Below are 17,998 nucleotides of genomic sequence, written 5' to 3'. Positions count from 1 at the left end.
CAGGGCCGCGCCGTCGGCGGACGCGTCGTGCGTCACGCCTCGCGGGGCCGGCGGCGGTCAGGCGCCGATGGCGTGCAGGCCGCCGTCGACGTGGATGATCTCGCCCGTGGTCTTCGGGAACCAGTCGCTCAGCAGGGCGACGACACCCTTGCCGGCCGGCTCCGGGTCCTTCAGGTCCCATTCCAGCGGGGAGCGGCTGTCCCAGACGGAGGCCAGGTCGGCGAAGCCCGGGATGGACTTGGCGGCCATGGAACCGATCGGGCCCGCCGAGATCAGGTTGCAGCGGATGTTCTGCTTGCCCAGGTCGCGCGCCATGTAGCGGCTGGTGGCCTCCAGGGCCGCCTTGGCCGGGCCCATCCAGTCGTACTGCGGCCAGGCGTACTGGGCGTCGAAGGTGAGGCCGACGACGGAGCCGCCGTTCTGCATCAGCGGCAGGCAGGCCATGGTCAGCGACTTCAGCGAGAACGCCGAGACGTGCATGGCGGTGGCCACCGACTCGAACGGCGTGTTGAGGAAGTTGCCGCCGAGCGCGTCCTGCGGGGCGAAGCCGATGGAGTGGACGATGCCGTCGAGGCCGCCCAGCTCCTCGCCGACCACGTCGGCCAGCCGCGCGAGGTGCTCCTCGTTCGTCACGTCCAGCTCGATGACCTTGGTCGGCTTCGGCAGCTTCTTGGCGATGCGCTCGGTCAGCGTGGGCCGCGGGAAAGCGGTCAGGATGATCTCGGCACCCTGCTCCTGGGCGAGCTTGGCGACGTGGAAGGCGATGGAGGACTCCATCAGCACACCCGTGACCAGGATGCGCTTGCCCTCGAGAATTCCGCTCATGGTGATCAGTGACCCATTCCCAGTCCGCCGTCAACAGGAATGACGGCTCCAGTGATGTACGAGGCGTCGTCCGAGGCGAGGAACCGCACCGTCGCGGCGATCTCCTCCGGCTGCGCGTAACGGCCGAGCGGCACCTGCGAGACGATGCTCTCGCGCTGCTCGTCGGTGAGCGCCTTGGTCATGTCGGTGTCGACGAAGCCGGGCGCGACGACGTTGAAGGTGAGGTTGCGCGAGCCCAGCTCACGGGCGAGGGAACGCGCGAAGCCGACCAGGGCGGCCTTGGAGGCGGCGTAGTTCGCCTGTCCCGCGGAGCCGAGCAGGCCGACCACCGACGAGATGAGGACGACGCGGCCCTTCTTGGCCCGCAGCATGCCGCGGTTGGCGCGCTTGACGACGCGGAAGGTGCCCGTGAGGTTGGTGTCGATGACCGAGGTGAAGTCCTCCTCGGACATGCGCATCAGGAGCTGGTCCCTGGTGACACCGGCGTTGGCGATCAGGACCTCGACCGGGCCGTGCTGGGCCTCGATCTCCTTGTAGGCCTGCTCCACCTGCTCAGGGTCGGTGATGTCGCACTTGACGGCGAGGAAGCCGGCCGGCGGCTCACCCGAGCGGTACGTGATCGCGACCTTGTCGCCGGCGTCGGCGAACGCGCGGGCGATGGCGAGGCCGATGCCCCGGTTTCCTCCGGTGACGAGAACCGAGCGGCTCAACGGATCACCCTTTCGATAGCGGTGTGATGCGGTCGGACAATCCGCCCGGGCACCTGGATGACAGGCGGCTTCGTCGAAAACCTATCGGTAGCGCCCCTGCCGTGGGCAATCGGGCACCGACAGTGGCTCGGGGGCGTCGCTGTCGGGTCTCTACAGAACGGGTCCGCTCCGGCACCGAAAGGGTGTGGTCCGCCGGGCCGCTCGCGCGACATGATCGGACACGACAGGCCACGACAGCAGGGAGACCTCGGTGCCTCATTCCATCGACGAAGCCTTCACGGCGCTTCCCCTACGGGCCCTCGCCGACGCCGCGCTCGCCCGCGCGCGTGCGCTGGGGGCCGAGCACGCGGACTTCCGGTTCGAGCGGGTGCGCAGCGCGTCCTGGCGGCTCAGGGACGCGAGGCCCGCCGGATCCTCGGACACCACCGACCTGGGGTACGCGGTCCGGGTCGTGCACGGCGGTACGTGGGGCTTCGCGTCGGGGGTGGACCTGACCATGGACGCCGCCGCCCGGGTCGCCGCGCAGGCGGTGGCCATGGCCAAGCTGTCCGCTCAGGTGATCAGGGCGGCGGGGTCCCAGGAGCGGGTGGAGCTGGCCGACGAGCCGGTGCACGCCGAGAAGACCTGGGTCTCGGCGTACGACATCGACCCGTTCTCGGTGCCCGACGAGGAGAAGGCCGCGCTGCTGGCGGAGTGGAGCGCGCGGCTGCTGGCCGCGAACGGCGTGAACCACGTGGACGCCTCGTTGCTCACCGTCCACGAGAACAAGTTCTACGCGGACACCGCCGGGACCGTGACGACCCAGCAGCGGGTGCGGCTGCATCCGCAGCTGACGGCGGTGTCCGTGGACGAGTCCAGCGGAGAGTTCGACTCGATGCGGACCATCGCGCCGCCGGCCGGACGCGGCTGGGAGTACCTGACCGGAACCGGCTGGGACTGGGACGCGGAGCTGGAGCGGATGCCGGAGCTGCTCGCCGAGAAGATGCGGGCCCCGAGCGTGGAGCCGGGCTTGTACGACCTGGTGGTCGATCCGTCCAATCTCTGGCTGACCATCCACGAGTCCATCGGGCACGCCACCGAGCTGGACCGCGCCCTCGGCTACGAGGCTGCTTACGCCGGCACCTCCTTCGCCACCTTCGACCAGCTGGGCACGCTCCGGTACGGCTCCGAGCTGATGAACGTCACCGGTGACCGCACCGCCGAGCACGGCCTCGCGACCGTCGGCTACGACGACGAGGGCGTCGAGGCGCAGTCCTGGGACCTGGTGAAGGACGGCACGCTGGTGGGCTACCAGCTGGACCGGCGGATCGCCCGGCTGACCGGGTCCGAGCGGTCCAACGGGTGCGCGTTCGCCGACTCCCCCGCCCATGTGCCGGTGCAGCGCATGGCCAACGTGTCGCTGCGGCCGGACCCCGCCGGCCTGTCCACCGAGGGCCTGATCGGGGGTGTCGACCGGGGCATCTACGTCGTCGGCGACCGCTCCTGGTCGATCGACATGCAGCGCTACAACTTCCAGTTCACCGGACAGCGCTTCTTCAAGATCGAGAACGGGCGGATCACCGGTCAGCTGAAGGACGTCGCCTACCAGGCCACGACCACCGACTTCTGGGGGTCCATGTCGGCCGTCGGCGGCCCGCAGACCTACGTGCTCGGTGGCGCCTTCAACTGCGGCAAGGCCCAGCCGGGACAGGTCGCCGCCGTTTCGCACGGCTGCCCGTCGGCCCTCTTCAAGAGCGTCAACATTCTGAACACCACGCAGGAGGCCGGCCGATGAGCGCCCGCAGCAACAAGCCGCACGAGGTCGTCGAGCAGGCGCTCGCGCTGTCCCGGGCCGACGGCTGTGTCGTCATCGCGGACGAGCACTCCACCGCCAACCTGCGCTGGGCCGGCAACGCGCTCACCACGAACGGTGTGACGCGCGGCCGTACGCTCACCGTGATCGCGACCGTGGACGGCAAGGAGGGCACCGCCTCCGGTGTCGTGTCCAGGTCGGCCGTCACACCGGACGACCTGGAACCCCTCGTCCGCGCCGCCGAGGCCGCGGCGCGCGGGGCCGGGCCGGCCGAGGACGCCCAGCCGCTGGTCACCGGCGGTCCCGAGTCGCCGGACTTCACGGACGCGCCCGCCGAGACGTCCTCCGCGGTGTTCGCGGACTTCGCCCCGGCGCTCGGCGAGGCCTTCGCACGCGCGCGTGCGGGCGGCCGGGAGCTGTACGGCTTCGCCAACCACGAGCTGGTGTCGACGTACCTGGGCACGTCGACCGGGCTGCGCCTGCGCCACGACCAGCCCACCGGCACGCTGGAGCTGAACGCGAAGTCGCCGGACCGCGTGCGCTCGGCGTGGGCCGGCCGGTCCACCCGGGACTTCAAGGACGTCGACCCCGCGGCGCTCGACGCCGAACTGGCCGTACGGCTCGGCTGGGCCGAGCGGCGCGTGGAGCTGCCCGCGGGGCGGTACGAGACGCTGCTGCCGCCGACCGCGGTCGCGGACCTGCTGATCTACCAGCTGTGGTCGGCCTCGGGCCGGGACGCGGCCGAGGGCCGGACGGTGTTCTCCAGGCCGGGTGGCGGCACGCGGGTCGGCGAGAGGCTCTCCGAGCTGCCGCTCACCCTGCGCAGCGACCCGAACGAGCCCGGCCTGGAGTGCCCGCCCTTCGTGGTCGCCCACTCCTCCGGCGGCGACCAGTCGGTGTTCGACAACGGGCTGCCGGCCGAGGCCACCGAGTGGATCGGCGGGGGCGTGCTCGAGCATCTGACGACCACCCGGCACAGCGCGGCCCTGACCGGGCTGCCGGTCGCCCCGGCGCTCGGCAACCTGATCCTGGACGGCGGGAACGACCGCACCCTGGAGGAGATGGTCGCGGGCACCCGGCGCGGGTTGCTTCTGACCTGCCTCTGGTACATCCGCGAGGTCGACCCGGCGACGCTGCTGCTGACGGGTCTGACGCGGGACGGCGTGTACCTCGTGGAGGACGGCGAGGTGACCGGCCAGGTGAACAACTTCCGGTTCAACGAGTCTCCGGTGGACCTGCTGGGCCGAGCCACGGAGGCCGGGCGCACCGAGAAGACGCTGCCGCGGGAGTGGAGCGACTGGTTCACCCGGGCCGCGATGCCCGCGCTGCGGATCCCGGATTTCAATATGAGCTCTGTCAGTCAGGGCGTATAACCTCGTAGTCGGCTGTCACCCGACTGCCCCCAGGATCACCGAGGAGACACGAGAACCGTGACGGACATCGTCGACGAGCTGAAGTGGCGTGGGCTGTTCGCCCTGTCCACCGACGAGGACGCTTTGCGCAAGGCTCTCGCGGACGGTCCGGTCACGTTCTATTGCGGTTTCGACCCGACGGCGCCGTCCCTGCACGTGGGGCACCTGGTTCAGGTGCTGACCGTGCGCCGGCTCCAGCAGGCCGGGCACCGGCCGCTGGCCCTGGTGGGCGGCGCCACGGGCCAGATCGGCGACCCGCGCCCGACCGCGGAGCGCACGCTGAACGACCCGGAGACGGTGGCCGGCTGGGTCAGCAGGCTGCGCGGCCAGATCGAGCCGTTCCTGTCCTTCGAGGGCGAGAACGCGGCCGTCATGGTCAACAACCTCGACTGGACGGCGAATCTGACCGCGATCGAGTTCCTGCGGGACATCGGCAAGCACTTCCGCGTCAACAAGATGCTGACGAAGGACTCCGTGGCCCGCCGCCTGGAGTCCGACCAGGGCATCAGTTACACCGAGTTCAGCTACCAGCTGCTGCAGGGCATGGACTTCCTGCAGCTGTACCGGCGCTACGGCTGCACGCTCCAGCAGGGCGGCAGCGACCAGTGGGGCAACCTGACCGCCGGTCTCGACCTGATCCACCGGCTGGAGCCGGGCGCCGACGCGCACGCCCTCGCCACCCCGCTCATGACCAAGGCGGACGGCACCAAGTTCGGCAAGACCGAGGGCGGCGCGGTCTGGCTCGACCCGGAGATGACGACGCCGTACGCGTTCTACCAGTTCTGGCTGAACGTGGACGACCGGGACATCTCCAAGTACATGCGCATCCTCTCCTTCCGGTCCCGCGAGGAGCTGGAGGAGCTGGAGCGGCAGACCGAGGAGCGGCCGCAGGCCCGCGCCGCGCAGCGTGCGCTCGCCGAGGAGCTGACGACGCTGGTGCACGGCGCCGATCAGACGGCCGCGGTGATGAACGCGTCCAAGGCGCTGTTCGGTCAGGGAGAGCTGGCGGAGCTGGACGGCGCCACGCTGGCGGCGGCGCTGTCCGAGGTGCCGCACGTCCAGATCACCGAGCTGCGTCCGGTGGTGGACCTGTTCGCCGAGGTCGGGCTCGTCGCCAGCAAGTCCGCCGCGCGGCGGACGGTGAAGGAGGGCGGGGCCTACGTGAACAACGCGAAGGTCGCCTCCGAGGACGCCGTCCCGGCCGAGGAGGACCTGCTGGACGGGCGCTGGCTGGTGCTGCGCCGTGGGAAGAAGAACCTCGCCGCGGTGGAGGTCGTCGCCGGCTGACGCCGTGCGGGGCGCGCTCTCGCGCGGACGGCGGCGCTTCGCCGCCGGTCGCGCGATCGCCGCGCCCCTTCTCGGTAGCGCCCCCCTGTGGCCCTCGGCTCACACCCCGGCGCGGGCCGGGCGTGGCCCTCGGCTCACACCCGCTGGTGCTTCCTCTTGCCCAGGGTCGCCATGTAGAGGGCGTCCACGGCGGCGACGATGATGATCGCGGCCACGAGCTGGAAGATGTGCCGGCTCCAGTCGATGCCGCGGGTCGCCTCGACCCCGACGGCGCGGGCGATGGCGTTGCCCACGATCGCGCCGAGGATGCCGCAGATGGTGGTCAGCCACAGGGGACTGTGCTGCTTGCCCGGGATGATCGCCTTGGCGATCAGGCCCAGCACGAATCCCACGATGATCGCCCACAACCAGCCCATGGCTGCCTCCTCGTACGGCTCTACGTGAGCATTACCGTCAGTGTGGGTCGGCCCGCCGGCCGGCGCATGTCGGGTACGCCCGTACGTGCGGGTCCGGGCGGTGGCGGCCGGGGCGCCGGGCGACCCGGTCTCGTGGGCGGCGACGGCCCGGCGTAACGTTGAGGGTGTTCTGGCCCGGTCTCCCCGCCGGGCGTGGACGACGGTGCGGGGCGGGGAGAGCTCGATGCGGGCGGATGGTGGAACGTGACGCGGAAACAGCACGACGGCAACGTCCAGGTGTTCCGGATCACCGGTGCCCGTACGGGGCTCGCCGAGGACGTGCGGGGCCGGCAGCGGCGGTACGTGATCTCGATGTCGATCCGCACCCTGTCCGTCATCCTCGCGGTCACTCTGTGGAACGTCGAACGGTACGTCGCGATCGTGGCCCTGGTGGCGGGCGTGCTTCTGCCCTACATCGCCGTGGTGATCGCGAACGCGGGCCGGGAGCGGCCGCCGTCCCTGCCCTCGACGTTCGTCCCCACGCCGATGCGGCCGGTGATCGCGCCGCCGCGAACCCAGGACGAACCGGCGGATCCCGCACCGGAGGACGTGCCGGGGAACCCCGCGGCCGGGGTGCCGGGTGAGCCGTCCGCGCCGGCCTGACCACGGCGCACGAGCGTGAGCGTGCCGGGCGCACGCGACGCCGGCGGGCCTGCCGGAAGCGGAACGCGGTCACGGCGTCAAGCTCAAGAAAAGCTCAGATCAATCCTGTAGTTCCGGTGCCGGGCGACGGGTGACCCGTGACATACTGCGTACGCGCTCCGCATCCCCCGTCGGAGCGACGGACCGACGCCGGGCAGCTCCCCCCGTGGCTGCTCGGCGTCGCCTTGTTCGGGGCCCGTTCTCGCGCGCCGGACACGAGACGAAGCTGCGAGTGACGAGTACCTGTGAGTGACGAGACGCCGATCTGCTCAGCCAAGGGCTGCCACGCCCCCGCCGTCTGGGTGCTGGCGTGGAACAACCCGAAGATCCACACGCCGGAGCGGCGCAAGACCTGGCTCGCGTGCGAGGAGCACCGCGAGCATCTGTCGCAGTTCCTCGGGGTGCGCGGCTTTTTGAAGGACGTCGTGAAGTTCACCGACTGGCAGGCGCCGGAAGGGTCCTAGCCGCCGATCGCCGACATGGGCCGGTCGGGCTGCACGAACGTCGGGTCGTCCAGGCCCGCGCCCGCCTTCTTGCCCCACATCGCCAGGCGCCAGATCCGGGCGATCTCCTCGTCGGGGGCGCCGGAGCGCAGGGCGGCGCGGAGGTCGGTCTCCTCGGTGGCGAACAGGCAGTTGCGTATCTGGCCGTCGGCGGTGAGGCGGGTGCGGTCGCAGGCCGCGCAGAACGGGCGGGTGACCGAGGCGATCACGCCGACCCGGTGCGGGCCGCCGTCGACCAGCCAGCGCTCCGCCGGTGCCGAGCCGCGCTCGTCCGCGCCCTCGTCGGTGAGGTCGAAGCGGGTGCGCAGGGAGGCGAGGATGTCTCCGGCGGTGACCATGCCCTCGCGCTTCCAGCCGTGCTGGGCGTCCAGCGGCATCTGCTCGATGAACCGCAGTTCGTAGTCGTGCTCGACGGCCCAGGCCAGCAGGTCGGGGGCCTCGTCCTCGTTCAGGCCGGGCATCAGGACCGAGTTGACCTTGACCGGGGTGAGGTCCGCGTCGCGGGCGGCCCGCAGGCCTTCGAGGACGTCCTTGTGCCGGTCGCGGCGGGTGAGGGTCTTGAAGACGTCGGGGCGGAGCGTGTCCAGGGAGACGTTCACCCGGTCCAGGCCGGCCGCCTTCAGCGCGGTCGCGGTGCGCTTCAGGCCGATGCCGTTCGTCGTGAGGGACATCTGGGGGCGTGGGGCGAGGGCCGCCACGCGCTCGACGATGCCGACCAGGCCGGGGCGCAGCAGGGGCTCACCACCGGTGAAGCGGACCTCCTCGATGCCGAGCGTCCGGACGGCGATGTCGATCAGGCGCACGATCTCGTCGTCGGTGAGCAGATCGGGCTTGGCCAGCCACTGCAGGCCCTCCTCGGGCATGCAGTACGTACAGCGCAGATTGCACCTGTCGGTCAGCGAGACCCTCAGGTCGGTGGCCACTCGGCCGTAGGTGTCGATGAGCACGTGGGCCCCCTCCCTCTCCCGGTCACTCGGTTCTCGGTCGCTCATGAGTCGTCCGTCACTTGTGAGCCTACGTGACCCCACCGACAACGACAGCGGCCCGATCCCACGAGGTACGGCGAGGCCGCGTCGTAGGACCGTACAGTCCTGCACGACGCGGCCGCCCGTACGAACACTCAGTGTGCTCCGGTGCCGGTCAGGGACCGCACCTCGAGCTCGGCGTACTTGCCGGCGTCCGGGACCTCCTTCGACAGCAGGGTGCCCAGCACGCCGAGCAGGAAGCCGACCGGGATGGAGATGATCCCGGGGTTCTCCAGCGGGAACCAGTGGAAGTCGACGTCGGGGAACATCGAGGTCGGTTTGCCGGAGACCACCGGCGAGAACAGGACCAGGCCGACGGCGGTGACCAGGCCGCCGTAGATCGACCACAGGGCGCCCGAGGTGGTGAAGCGCTTCCAGAACAGGCTGTAGAGGATGGTCGGCAGGTTGGCGGAGGCGGCGACCGCGAAGGCGAGGGCCACGAGGCCGGCCACGTTCAGGTCGCGGGCGAGGGCGCCGAGGACGATGGAGACCGCGCCGATGCCGACGGTGGCCCAGCGGGCCGCGCCGAGTTCCTGCTTCTCGGTGGCTCTGCCCCTCTTGATGACGTTGGCGTAGATGTCGTGCGCGAAGGAGGAGGACGAGGCCAGGGTGAGGCCGGCGACGACGGCGAGGATCGTGGCGAAGGCCACGGCCGAGATGGTGGCGAGCAGGACGGCGCCCCAGTTGGAGTCCACTCCCCCGAGATGGAGGGCGAGGAGCGGGGCCGCGGTGTTGCCCGCCTTGTTGGAGGCGATGATCTCGCCCGGTTTGATCAGCGCGGCGGCGCCGAAGCCGAGGGCGAGGGTCATCAGGTAGAAGGCGCCGATCAGGCCGATCGCCCAGATCACGGACTTGCGGGCGGCCTTGGCGGTGGGCACCGTGTAGAAGCGGATCAGGATGTGGGGCAGGCCCGCGGTGCCGAGGACCAGGGCGATGCCGAGCGAGATGAAGTCGAGCTTGGTGGTGCCCGTGGCGCCGTACTTCAGGCCGGGCTCCAGGAACGCGCTGCCCTTGCCGCTGTTGGCGGCGGCCCTGCCGAGCAGGTCGGAGACGTTGAAGTCGAACTTGATCAGCACCAGGAAGGTCAGCAGCAGGGCGCCGATGATCAGCAGCACCGCCTTGACCATCTGGACCCAGGTGGTGCCCTTCATGCCGCCGATGGTGACGTACACGATCATCAGGACGCCGACCAGGGCGACGATGCCGATCTTGCCGCCGTCGCTGGTGATGCCCAGCAGGAGTGAGACGAGGACACCGGCGCCCGCCATCTGGGCCAGCAGGTAGAAGATCGAGACGACGATGGTGGAGGTGCCGGCGGCCGTGCGGACGGGCCGCTGGCGCATCCGGTAGGCCAGCACGTCGCCCATCGTGTAGCGGCCGGAGTTGCGCAGGGGTTCGGCGACCAGGAGCAGGGCGACGAGCCAGGCGACGAGGAAGCCGATGGAGTAGAGGAACCCGTCGTAGCCGAAGAGGGCGATGGCGCCGGCGATGCCGAGGAAGGACGCGGCGGACATGTAGTCGCCGGAGACGGCGAGACCGTTCTGGAACCCGGTGAACTGCCGTCCGCCGGCGTAGAAGTCGGCGGCGTCCTTGGTCTGGCGGCCCGCCCAGACGGTGATGACGAGGGTCGCCGCGACGAACACCGCGAACAGCGTGATGATCAGCGTCCGGTGCTCGCTCGCCTCGCCGGCGGCCAGCAGCGTGTGCGGTACGGGGCTCATGCTCCGCCCTCCATCCGGGACTTGATGGCCTCGGCCCTGGGGTCGAACTCGGCGGCCGCGTGGTGCGCGTACCACCAGGCGATGAGGAAGGTGGTGAGGAACTGGGCGAGGCCCAGGACGAGGGCCACGTTGACGTTGCCCGCCACCTTGGTGCCCATGAAGCCGCCCGCGTAGTTGGACAGCAGGACGTACAGCAGGTACCAGGCGATGAAGGCGACGGTCAGCGGGAAGGCGAAGGAGCGGTAGGAGCGGCGCAGTTCACCGAACTCCGCGCTCTGCTGCACTTCGATGAACTCCTCGGTGGAGGGCAGTGGGGGCCCTGGTGTGGCGGGGGGCGGTGTCTCGGTGGCCACGGAGTCTCCTCGGGTGACGGACATACGCGTTCTCTGACCTCACTGGACGGAAGTCACGTTACTGCGAGTCATGAGATGACTCCGGCACGTGATCCCGGAGGGGCCACGATCCTGCTGGGCCCCCTGTTCCCGGTCACGGCGCCACGCGCGGAGCGGTTCAAGCCCGAGGGGCTCTTTCGGGAGACAGGGCACGGCAGATAGCTTCGCCCTGCACCACTCGTCATGTACCTGCCCGAGCGCCACCTGTGTCTCGGGCGGTTTCGTATCCGGATGATGTGGAGATCCCATGGCTCATCTGCGCTCCAGACGCCGGCTCGCGCTCGCCGTGCCGGTCGCGCTGTCGCTGACCGCCTCGCTCGGCTTCCTCCCGACGGCGGCCTCCGCCGCAGCCGCGCCCACCGGGACCACGGCGGCGCGGGCGGCCGACGGCCCGAATCTCGCGTACGTGGTCAACACCCGCACGGACCATCGCACGATCGAGTCCGTGCGGCGGGAGATCACCCGCAACGGCGGTACCGTCGTGGCCGCTTACGCCCGGATCGGGGTGACCGTGGTCCACTCCGCGAACCCGGAGTTCGGGGCGCGGATGCGGGCCGTGCGCGGGGTCGTGTCGGCCGGTGCCACGCGCACGGCGCCGCTGAGCGCGGCCGGCACGACGGACGAGGGCGCGGTCCAGGTCCTGTCCGAGGCGGAGGCCGCGCGGCTCGCCCGGGGTGCGGCGGCGGGCGCGGAGCCGCTGGAGGCGGACCAGTGGGACCTGCGGGCGATCGGCGCCGATCGGGCCGCGCGGATCGATCCGGGCAGCAGGAGTGTGACCGTCGGCGTGATCGACACGGGCGTCGACGACACCCACCCCGACATCGCGCCGAACTTCTCCGCCTCCCAGTCGGCGAACTGCGTGAGCGGCAAGGCGGACACCACGTACGGTGCGTGGCGGCCGGTGGACGCCGATCACTACCACGGCACCCATGTGGCCGGTGAGATAGCCGCGGCACGCAACGGTGTCGGCGTGGCGGGCGTGGCTCCCGGGGTGAAGGTCGCGAGCATCACGGTGGCCCAACCGGACGCGACCTCGCTGTTCTATCCCGAGAGCGTGGTCTGCGCCTTCGTGTTCGCCGCCGACCACGGTATCGAGATCACCAACAACAGCTACTACGTTGATCCCTGGCTGTACAACTGCATGGACGACCCCGATCAACGCGCCATCGTGGACGCGGTCAACAGGGCCCAGCTGTACGCCCAGCGCAAGGGCACGCTCAATGTGGCCTCCGCGGGCAACTCCAACGACGACCTGGACTCGGACGCGCTGGTGGACACCTTTAGCCCCGACGACTCCACGCCGGGCACCCGGACGGTCGACCCGCACGGGTGCTACGACATCCCGACCCAGCTGCCCGGTGTGGTGACCGTGAGCGCGGTGGGCGTCAGCGGCGCCAAGGCCTACTACTCCAGTTACGGCAAGGGGGTCGTCGACGTGGCGGGGCCGGGCGGTGACAAGTACCAGATCCCGGACACGCCGTCGAAGAACGGCCGCATCCTGTCCACGCTGCCGAACGACCGGTACGGCTTCCTCCAGGGCACCTCGATGGCCTCACCGCACGTGGCCGCGGTGGCCGCGCTGCTGAAGTCGTCCCACCCACACGCCACTCCGGCCCGGCTGCGGGCCCTGCTGAAGGACCAGGCGGACAACCCGGGCTGCCCGGCAACCCCGTACGACGGGGACGGCGACGGGGTCGTGGACGCGACCTGCGCCGGCGACAGGCGCGTCAACGGCTTCTACGGCTCCGGCGTCGTCGACGCGTTGCGCGCCGTCAGGTAGCCGTCGCGCGGACGGTGTTCCACGAGGACTTCCCGCACGGCACGTCCGTGCCGAGAGATGACTGGAGAGAATCGACCCATGACAGCGCCCAAGCCGCGTTACCGTCGCGCCCTCGCCGTCCCGGCCGGGATGGCCCTGGCGACGGCACTCGCGGTCCTGCCGAACGTCACCGCCTCCGCCGCGGACGGCGCTCGGGCGGCCACCGCCGACGGACCCGTCCTCAGCTACGTCGTCAACGTCCGCCCGGGACACGGCGTCCCGGCGCACGTGCGGAAGGCGATCACCAGGGCCGGGGGGTCGGTGGTGATCGCGTACGACCGGATCGGCGTGATCGTCGCCCATTCGGCCGACCCCGGTTTCGCCGAGCGGATCCGCGCCGTGCGTGGCGTGGACTCCGCCGGGGCCACCCGCAACGCGCCTCTGCCCGCCCAGTCCACCACCGACGTCGGCAGCCCGAAGGTGCTCGGCGCCGAGGAGGTCGCCGGTGCCCGGGCCGCCGACGGCCAGGACCCCCTGGAGCCGCTCCAGTGGGACCTGCCGGCCATCAAGGCGGACAAGGCGCACGAGAAGACCCTGGGCAGCCGTCGGGTCACGGTCGCCGTGATCGACACCGGCGTCGACGACACCCACCCGGACATCGCGCCCAACTTCGACCGCGGGGCCTCCGCCAGCTGCGTGTCGGGCAGGCCGGACACGACGGACGGCGCCTGGCGGCCGAGCGCGTCGGAGAGCCCGCACGGTACCCACGTGGCAGGGGAGATCGCCGCGGCGAAGAACGGCGTGGGCGTCACGGGCGTGGCCCCGGGCGTCAGGGTGGCCGGCATCAAGGTCGCCAACCCGAACGGGTTCTTCTACACAGAGGCCGTGGTCTGCGGCTTCATGTGGGCCGCCGAGCACCACGTCGACGTGACCAACAACAGCTACTACACCGACCCGTGGTACTTCAACTGCGCCACCGACCCCGACCAGAAGGCGCTCGTGGACGCCATCACCCGGGCCTCGCGGTACGCGGAGCGCAAGGGCACGGTCAACGTCGCGGCGGCGGGCAACGAGAGCTACGACCTCGCCTCCGACTCGATCACCGATCCGGTCTCCCCGAACGACGGCACCCCGTCCGACCGGGTGATCGACCCGCACGAGTGCTACGACATACCGACCCAGCTGCCGGGTGTCGTGACGGTCGCCGCGACCGGCGCCAAGGGCCTGAAGTCGTCCTTCTCCAACTACGGCCTCGGCGTGATCGACATCGCCGCGCCCGGGGGTGACTCGACGGCCTACCAGGCACCGCAGTCCCCCGCGACCAGCGGTCTCATCCTGGGCCCGCTGCCGGGCGGCAAGTGGGGCTACATGGCCGGCACCTCGATGGCGACCCCGCACGTCGTCGGCGTTGCCGCATTGATCAAGTCAACCCATCCGCACGCCTCCGCGGCCCTGGTGAAGGCCCTGCTGTACGCGGAGGCCGACGCCACGCCGTGCACGGACCCCTACGACATCGACAGTGACGGCAAGGTGGACGCCGTCTGCGAGGGGACGCGGAACCGCAACGGCTTCTACGGCTGGGGCACGGCGGACGCGCTGGCGGCGGTGACCAGGTAGGACCCCGCCCGCCCGGGCCGGGTCTCCCCGCCCGGGCGCGCCGTACGGGCATCATGTTGATCCAGTCAATACTGCATAGTGCAGTCATGACTGATATCAAGTTCGCGTGGACCGCGCTGGGCGGTGACCCCGCCCGTCTCGCGGGGCTGACCACCGTGCCGCGGGAGGGCGCGCTCGAGGCGCGCCTTCCCGTCCGGCAGCTGGCCCGGGCGTGCGTCGGCACGTGTGCGCTGGCGGCCGCGGAGCTGGCGGCCCGCCGGGCGGGGCACGCCGCGGTGCCCGGAGTCCGGATCGACGACGGAGCGGTCGCTACCGCCTTCCACAGCGAGCGTCTCCTCCGGATCGACGGCAGGGCGCCGGTGGCCTTCGCACCGCTGTCACGGTTCTGGCGGACGGCCGACGGGCAGGTGCGTACGCACGCCAACTACCCCCATCACCGGGCCCGGCTGCTCACCGCGCTGGGCCTGCCGGCGGACTCCTCGGTGCAGGACGTTGCGGCCCGGTTCGCCGAACTCCCCGCCCTGGCGGCGGAGGAGGCGGTCCAGCGCGCCGGCGGCCTGGCCGTGGCCCTGCGCACCGCGCAGGAGTGGCGGGCGCACGAGCAGGGCGCCGAGGTGGCCGCCCGGCCGCTGGTCGAGCGGGAGCGGCCGGACTCGGGCCGGCCGCGCGGGCTCCCGACGCTGGACCCCGCCGTCGCTCCCCTGCTGCCCGCCGCCGGTCTGCGCGTCCTCGACCTGACCCGGGTGCTCGCGGGCCCGGTCGCCACGCGGACGCTCGCCCTGCTCGGCGCGGACGTCCTGCGCGTGGACGCCCCCTGGCTGCCCGAACTGCCGGACCTGCACGCGGACACGGGCTTCGGCAAGCGGTCCGCCACCCTCGACCTCGGCACCGACCAGGACGGGTTCGAGGAGTTGCTCGGCGCCGCGGACGTCGTGGTCACCGGCTACCGGCCGGGCGCCCTCGACCGGTTCGGGCTCGCCCCGCAGGCGCTGATCGCACGACGGCCCGGCCTGGTCGTGGCTCAGGTCTCGGCCTGGGGCGCGTACGGGCCCTGGGCGGGGCGGCGCGGGTTCGACAGCCTGGTGCAGGTCGCCACCGGCATCTCGGTGACCGAGGGTTCGGCCGCGGAGCCGGGTGCGCTGCCCGCGCAGGCCCTGGACCACGGCACCGGCTATCTGCTCGCGGCGGCCGTGCTGCGGGCGCTGACCGAGCGGTCGTACGACGGACACGGCCGGTGGGTACGGCTGGCGCTCGCCCGGACCGCCCACTGGCTGACGGACGGGATCCGGCCGGTGCCGGCCAAGGGGGCGCCGTACGAGGGTCCGGACGCCTGGCTGGCCGAGACGGACGGCCCTCTCGGCCGGCTGCGGCACGCCCTGCCGCCCCTGTCCTTCGCGGGCGGTCCCGCCGGATGGCCGGCGCCGCCGGTGCCCTGGGGCTCGGACCCGGCCCGGTGGCACGGCGGCGGGGGCCCTGCCGGTCGGTGAGCGGTCGCCGGTGACGAGCCCGACGGGCGTGCGCATGGACGGGCTCACGGGTCAACGCCGGTTCCCGGTTCATGTGGCCGGCCCTCGGCACGCACCTGTGTCACCGCTGCCGTAGGCACGCTACGCCGGCTGCTGAGCAGCGTGGCGATCGGCAGGGCTGCCGCCAGACCGCTGAGCAGGATGGCGGCGAGTGCGCCGAGGATGGCGGGCTGGTCGTCGAAGGCGATGCCGATCGCGGCCAGTGCGGGACCGGCATTGCGCACCGAAGCGACGCCGCCCATGGTGGTGCGTCGCACGGGCGATCCCGTGGCCAGCAGCGTTCCTGCGCCGAACGCAATGGCCGAGAGCAGGAACCCGGCGAGGAGGGAGAGGGAGCCGAGGAGCGCGACGACGCCCTGCCAGTTGCCGAGGAGCATGCCCGCCAGCACGATCAGGAACGTGAGGTTGGAGACGGTCGCCGCCGTCGGGTGCCACGACTTCGCGGTGGGCTCGGAGTAGCGGCGTAGCAGCAGGCCGATGGCGAACGGTACGAGTTGCAGCAGGGCCACGGTCCGGACCAGGGCTCCGACGTCGAGGGAGACGTTCGTGCCTACGTCGGCGGCGGTGAGGAGGCCGTTGACGGTGGGGGCGAAGGTGATGCTGCCGACGGAGGCGAGCAGCACCTGCATCGCCGCGCCGCCCACGACATCACCTCTTTGCACCATGGCGAGTTTGGCCCCGAAGGGGCCGCCCGGGGACGAGGCGACCAGGATGAGCGCGATGCAGGAGGCGGAGGGGAGGCTGAACAGGGCACCGATGCCCCAGCCGAGCAGCGGGACGACCACCATGTTGGCGATCAGCGCCAGCAGCAGGAGCGGGACGTTCGTGAGGACACCGCGCAGTGCCGAGACCGTGGCGCCCAGGCCGGCGGCGAACATGGTGGCCGCGATGAAGATGACGGTGACGGCGTTGAGCACCAGGTGCAGGGTCTCCATCAGGCTTCCCCTCGGGCGGCGGCACGTCGGGGCGGTGCTGAGGCGCCCGTCGCCACGCTGTCAGTCGTGCAGGTCGCCGAGCCAGCGCAGGGCGGTCAGGCTCGGCAGGAAGCAGTACTCGCCTCCTCGGGTGACGACGAACCGCGGCAGCGGGGCAAGGCGCCGGCGCAGCGGCCTGCGGGGAACGGTGAAGTCGGTGGAGCCGTCGTGGGATCCGGTGACGGGGTCCTTGGCGTCGTTCGCGCCGAAGAAGACGCCGTCGTTCATCCACTGCGACTGGACGAACTCGAACTGCCGCCCGAGATTCGCGCCGATGAACGCGAACATGAGGCCGCGGTCGGCGCCGTCGTCCTCCAGCACCACCTCGGGCAGCGGCGGACCGTAGACGGCGCCGCGGCGGATCATTCGGTGCAGCCGCACCTCTCCTGCCACCGCGGCGTCGCGGGGGTTGGCCCGGCGGATGTGGCAGCCGCCGGGCGTCCTGAATCCCGCCGGATCGTCGCTCTCGTACAGGAAGGTGTTACGGCGGTACGGGTCGGCACCCAGCGCGGGGTCGTCGTGCTGCGGAGCCAGCGCCAGGGGAGCACCGCTGCGCCAGCGCCCCATGATCTTCGCAGCGATCAGTTCTTCGTCCTGGGGCCCGGTGGAGTTGTCCCTCAGATAGCGCCGGAACTCGGTGACCTTCTGATGGAGCTTGCGGAAGACCGCGTAGCTGCCGTTGCGCCCCAGCACGGTCGGCTGCGGGGTCTGGATGCCGCCGATCTCGTCCCGGTAGCCGAGAACGAACTCACCGGCCTTCAGCGGCACTTCCAATCGGTTGGATCCCGGTATGCCGCTGCCGTCGACGGCCGGATGGCTGACCCCGTCGCGATAGCCGAAATGCTCGGTCTCGGTGGGCAGCGCGCAGCAGTCCTGCCGCCATATCGCCGTCACGCCGGTGAGCCGGTCGTAGGCGGGGCGGGCCCGGTCGACGGCCGCCTCCAGGTGCACGGGGTCGGGCGCGACGGCTGTGATCACCACATGGACGTCGGGGCTGCCCAGCGGCGCTTCCCAGTGCTCCGGGCTGCTCTCGCCCACATCGCCCAGCGCTTTCGCACGGGCCGCCATGCCCTGCCGGAACTCCCAGGCGAAGGTGTCCAGCGAGGCGCGCCGCACTCCGAGCGCCTCCAGGCCGCGGCAGGTGACGGCCACACTCACGAAGGTCTCCCCCAAAGGGCTGACCGGGTCCGCCGCGGAGGTCACCGCCGTACTCGCACGCCGCATCAACTCCCGCCCGTCAACCCGGTCATCGATGCGGAAGGCGAGATAGGTCGCCGCGTAAGGCGTCGGCCGAGGACTGAGAACCCCACGCTGGATGTCGCCGAGTTCCAGCTCGACGTCGGTGTGCACGCTCACGG

The 17,998-nt window shown here is 71.4% G+C and carries 16 protein-coding genes; 8 read left to right on the top strand and 8 right to left on the bottom strand.

What is annotated here, in order from left to right; genetic code table 11:
- Positions 1-57: 57 nt before the first annotated feature.
- Both fabI and fabG read right to left on the bottom strand, forming a co-directional pair.
- The gene (gene fabI, locus ACGFT2_RS31840) at positions 58-825 is read right to left on the bottom strand and encodes an enoyl-ACP reductase FabI (protein WP_393285090.1); all 768 of its coding nucleotides are present in this window, start codon (positions 823-825) and stop codon (positions 58-60) included.
- Positions 826-830: 5 nt separating this feature from the next.
- Positions 831-1,535: a 3-oxoacyl-[acyl-carrier-protein] reductase gene (gene fabG, locus ACGFT2_RS31835; RefSeq protein WP_393285087.1), complete on the bottom strand. Its 705-nt coding sequence runs from the start codon at positions 1,533-1,535 to the stop codon at positions 831-833.
- A gap of 250 nt (positions 1,536-1,785) precedes the next feature.
- On the opposite strand from fabG, the gene ACGFT2_RS31830 reads away from it, so the two are divergent.
- From ACGFT2_RS31830 to tyrS, 3 genes are read left to right on the top strand one after another with little or no spacing between them, the layout of a single operon-like run.
- Complete coding sequence (locus ACGFT2_RS31830; RefSeq protein WP_393285085.1) at positions 1,786-3,309, top strand: TldD/PmbA family protein; 1,524 nt, start codon at positions 1,786-1,788, stop codon at positions 3,307-3,309.
- The gene (locus ACGFT2_RS31825) at positions 3,306-4,700 is read left to right on the top strand and encodes a metallopeptidase TldD-related protein (protein WP_393285082.1); all 1,395 of its coding nucleotides are present in this window, start codon (positions 3,306-3,308) and stop codon (positions 4,698-4,700) included. The genes ACGFT2_RS31830 and ACGFT2_RS31825 overlap by 4 nt, the downstream gene beginning before the upstream one ends.
- Before the next feature lie 57 nt (positions 4,701-4,757).
- On the top strand, positions 4,758-6,026 hold the full coding sequence (gene tyrS / locus ACGFT2_RS31820; RefSeq protein WP_393285079.1) for a tyrosine--tRNA ligase: 1,269 nt from the start codon (positions 4,758-4,760) through the stop codon (positions 6,024-6,026).
- A gap of 134 nt (positions 6,027-6,160) precedes the next feature.
- On the opposite strand, the gene ACGFT2_RS31815 is transcribed toward tyrS, so the two are convergent.
- On the bottom strand, positions 6,161-6,442 hold the full coding sequence (locus tag ACGFT2_RS31815; protein ID WP_393285076.1) for a GlsB/YeaQ/YmgE family stress response membrane protein: 282 nt from the start codon (positions 6,440-6,442) through the stop codon (positions 6,161-6,163).
- A 243-nt stretch (positions 6,443-6,685) separates the two neighbouring features.
- Between ACGFT2_RS31815 and ACGFT2_RS31810 the strand changes: the two genes are divergently transcribed.
- Complete coding sequence (locus ACGFT2_RS31810; RefSeq protein WP_393285074.1) at positions 6,686-7,084, top strand: DUF3099 domain-containing protein; 399 nt, start codon at positions 6,686-6,688, stop codon at positions 7,082-7,084.
- Between the two features lie 284 nt (positions 7,085-7,368).
- Positions 7,369-7,587 carry a hypothetical protein gene (locus tag ACGFT2_RS31805; RefSeq protein WP_393285071.1) on the top strand — a complete coding sequence of 73 codons (219 nt, stop codon included), beginning with the start codon at positions 7,369-7,371 and terminating at the stop codon, positions 7,585-7,587.
- On the opposite strand, the gene moaA is transcribed toward ACGFT2_RS31805, so the two are convergent.
- The 3 genes from moaA to ACGFT2_RS31790 form a co-directional block, all read right to left on the bottom strand.
- Positions 7,584-8,573: a GTP 3',8-cyclase MoaA gene (gene moaA, locus ACGFT2_RS31800; RefSeq protein WP_393285160.1), complete on the bottom strand. Its 990-nt coding sequence runs from the start codon at positions 8,571-8,573 to the stop codon at positions 7,584-7,586. The genes ACGFT2_RS31805 and moaA overlap by 4 nt on opposite strands.
- Positions 8,574-8,746: 173 nt before the next feature.
- Positions 8,747-10,372, bottom strand: a complete 1,626-nt coding sequence (locus tag ACGFT2_RS31795) for a cation acetate symporter (RefSeq protein WP_393285069.1) — start codon at positions 10,370-10,372, stop codon at positions 8,747-8,749.
- A complete protein-coding gene (locus tag ACGFT2_RS31790; protein WP_393285066.1) occupies positions 10,369-10,725 on the bottom strand; it encodes a DUF485 domain-containing protein in 357 nt (118 codons plus the stop codon). The genes ACGFT2_RS31795 and ACGFT2_RS31790 overlap by 4 nt, the downstream gene beginning before the upstream one ends.
- A 286-nt stretch (positions 10,726-11,011) precedes the next feature.
- On the opposite strand from ACGFT2_RS31790, the gene ACGFT2_RS31785 reads away from it, so the two are divergent.
- From ACGFT2_RS31785 to ACGFT2_RS31775, 3 genes are all read left to right on the top strand, one after another.
- Positions 11,012-12,544 carry a S8 family serine peptidase gene (locus tag ACGFT2_RS31785; RefSeq protein WP_393285063.1) on the top strand — a complete coding sequence of 511 codons (1,533 nt, stop codon included), beginning with the start codon at positions 11,012-11,014 and terminating at the stop codon, positions 12,542-12,544.
- A 78-nt stretch (positions 12,545-12,622) separates the two neighbouring features.
- The gene (locus tag ACGFT2_RS31780; protein ID WP_393285061.1) at positions 12,623-14,140 is read left to right on the top strand and encodes a S8 family serine peptidase; all 1,518 of its coding nucleotides are present in this window, start codon (positions 12,623-12,625) and stop codon (positions 14,138-14,140) included.
- A gap of 86 nt (positions 14,141-14,226) precedes the next feature.
- Entirely contained in the window at positions 14,227-15,627 is a 1,401-nt protein-coding gene (locus ACGFT2_RS31775; RefSeq protein ID WP_393285058.1) for a CoA transferase, read from the top strand.
- A gap of 44 nt (positions 15,628-15,671) precedes the next feature.
- On the opposite strand, the gene ACGFT2_RS31770 is transcribed toward ACGFT2_RS31775, so the two are convergent.
- Positions 15,672-16,601, bottom strand: coding sequence for a bile acid:sodium symporter family protein (locus ACGFT2_RS31770; RefSeq protein ID WP_393285055.1), 930 nt, complete (start codon positions 16,599-16,601; stop codon positions 15,672-15,674).
- Between the two features lie 60 nt (positions 16,602-16,661).
- A complete protein-coding gene (locus ACGFT2_RS31765; protein WP_393285052.1) occupies positions 16,662-17,996 on the bottom strand; it encodes a Dyp-type peroxidase in 1,335 nt (444 codons plus the stop codon).
- Between the last annotated feature and the right edge of the window lie 2 nt (positions 17,997-17,998).

Source organism: Streptomyces sp. NPDC048514 (assembly GCF_043199955.1).
GTDB lineage: Bacteria > Actinomycetota > Actinomycetes > Streptomycetales > Streptomycetaceae > Streptomyces.
This window is presented reverse-complemented; position numbering and strand designations above follow the sequence as displayed.

Coding starts and splice junctions, on each gene's coding strand:
- ACGFT2_RS31785 (WP_393285063.1), top strand. CDS start 11,012: ATGGCTCATCTGCGCTCCAGACGCCGGCTCGCGCTCGCCGTGCCGGTC.
- ACGFT2_RS31770 (WP_393285055.1), bottom strand. CDS start 16,601: ATGGAGACCCTGCACCTGGTGCTCAACGCCGTCACCGTCATCTTCATC.
- fabI (WP_393285090.1), bottom strand. CDS start 825: ATGAGCGGAATTCTCGAGGGCAAGCGCATCCTGGTCACGGGTGTGCTG.
- ACGFT2_RS31780 (WP_393285061.1), top strand. CDS start 12,623: ATGACAGCGCCCAAGCCGCGTTACCGTCGCGCCCTCGCCGTCCCGGCC.
- ACGFT2_RS31815 (WP_393285076.1), bottom strand. CDS start 6,442: ATGGGCTGGTTGTGGGCGATCATCGTGGGATTCGTGCTGGGCCTGATC.
- ACGFT2_RS31775 (WP_393285058.1), top strand. CDS start 14,227: ATGACTGATATCAAGTTCGCGTGGACCGCGCTGGGCGGTGACCCCGCC.
- ACGFT2_RS31825 (WP_393285082.1), top strand. CDS start 3,306: ATGAGCGCCCGCAGCAACAAGCCGCACGAGGTCGTCGAGCAGGCGCTC.
- ACGFT2_RS31795 (WP_393285069.1), bottom strand. CDS start 10,372: ATGAGCCCCGTACCGCACACGCTGCTGGCCGCCGGCGAGGCGAGCGAG.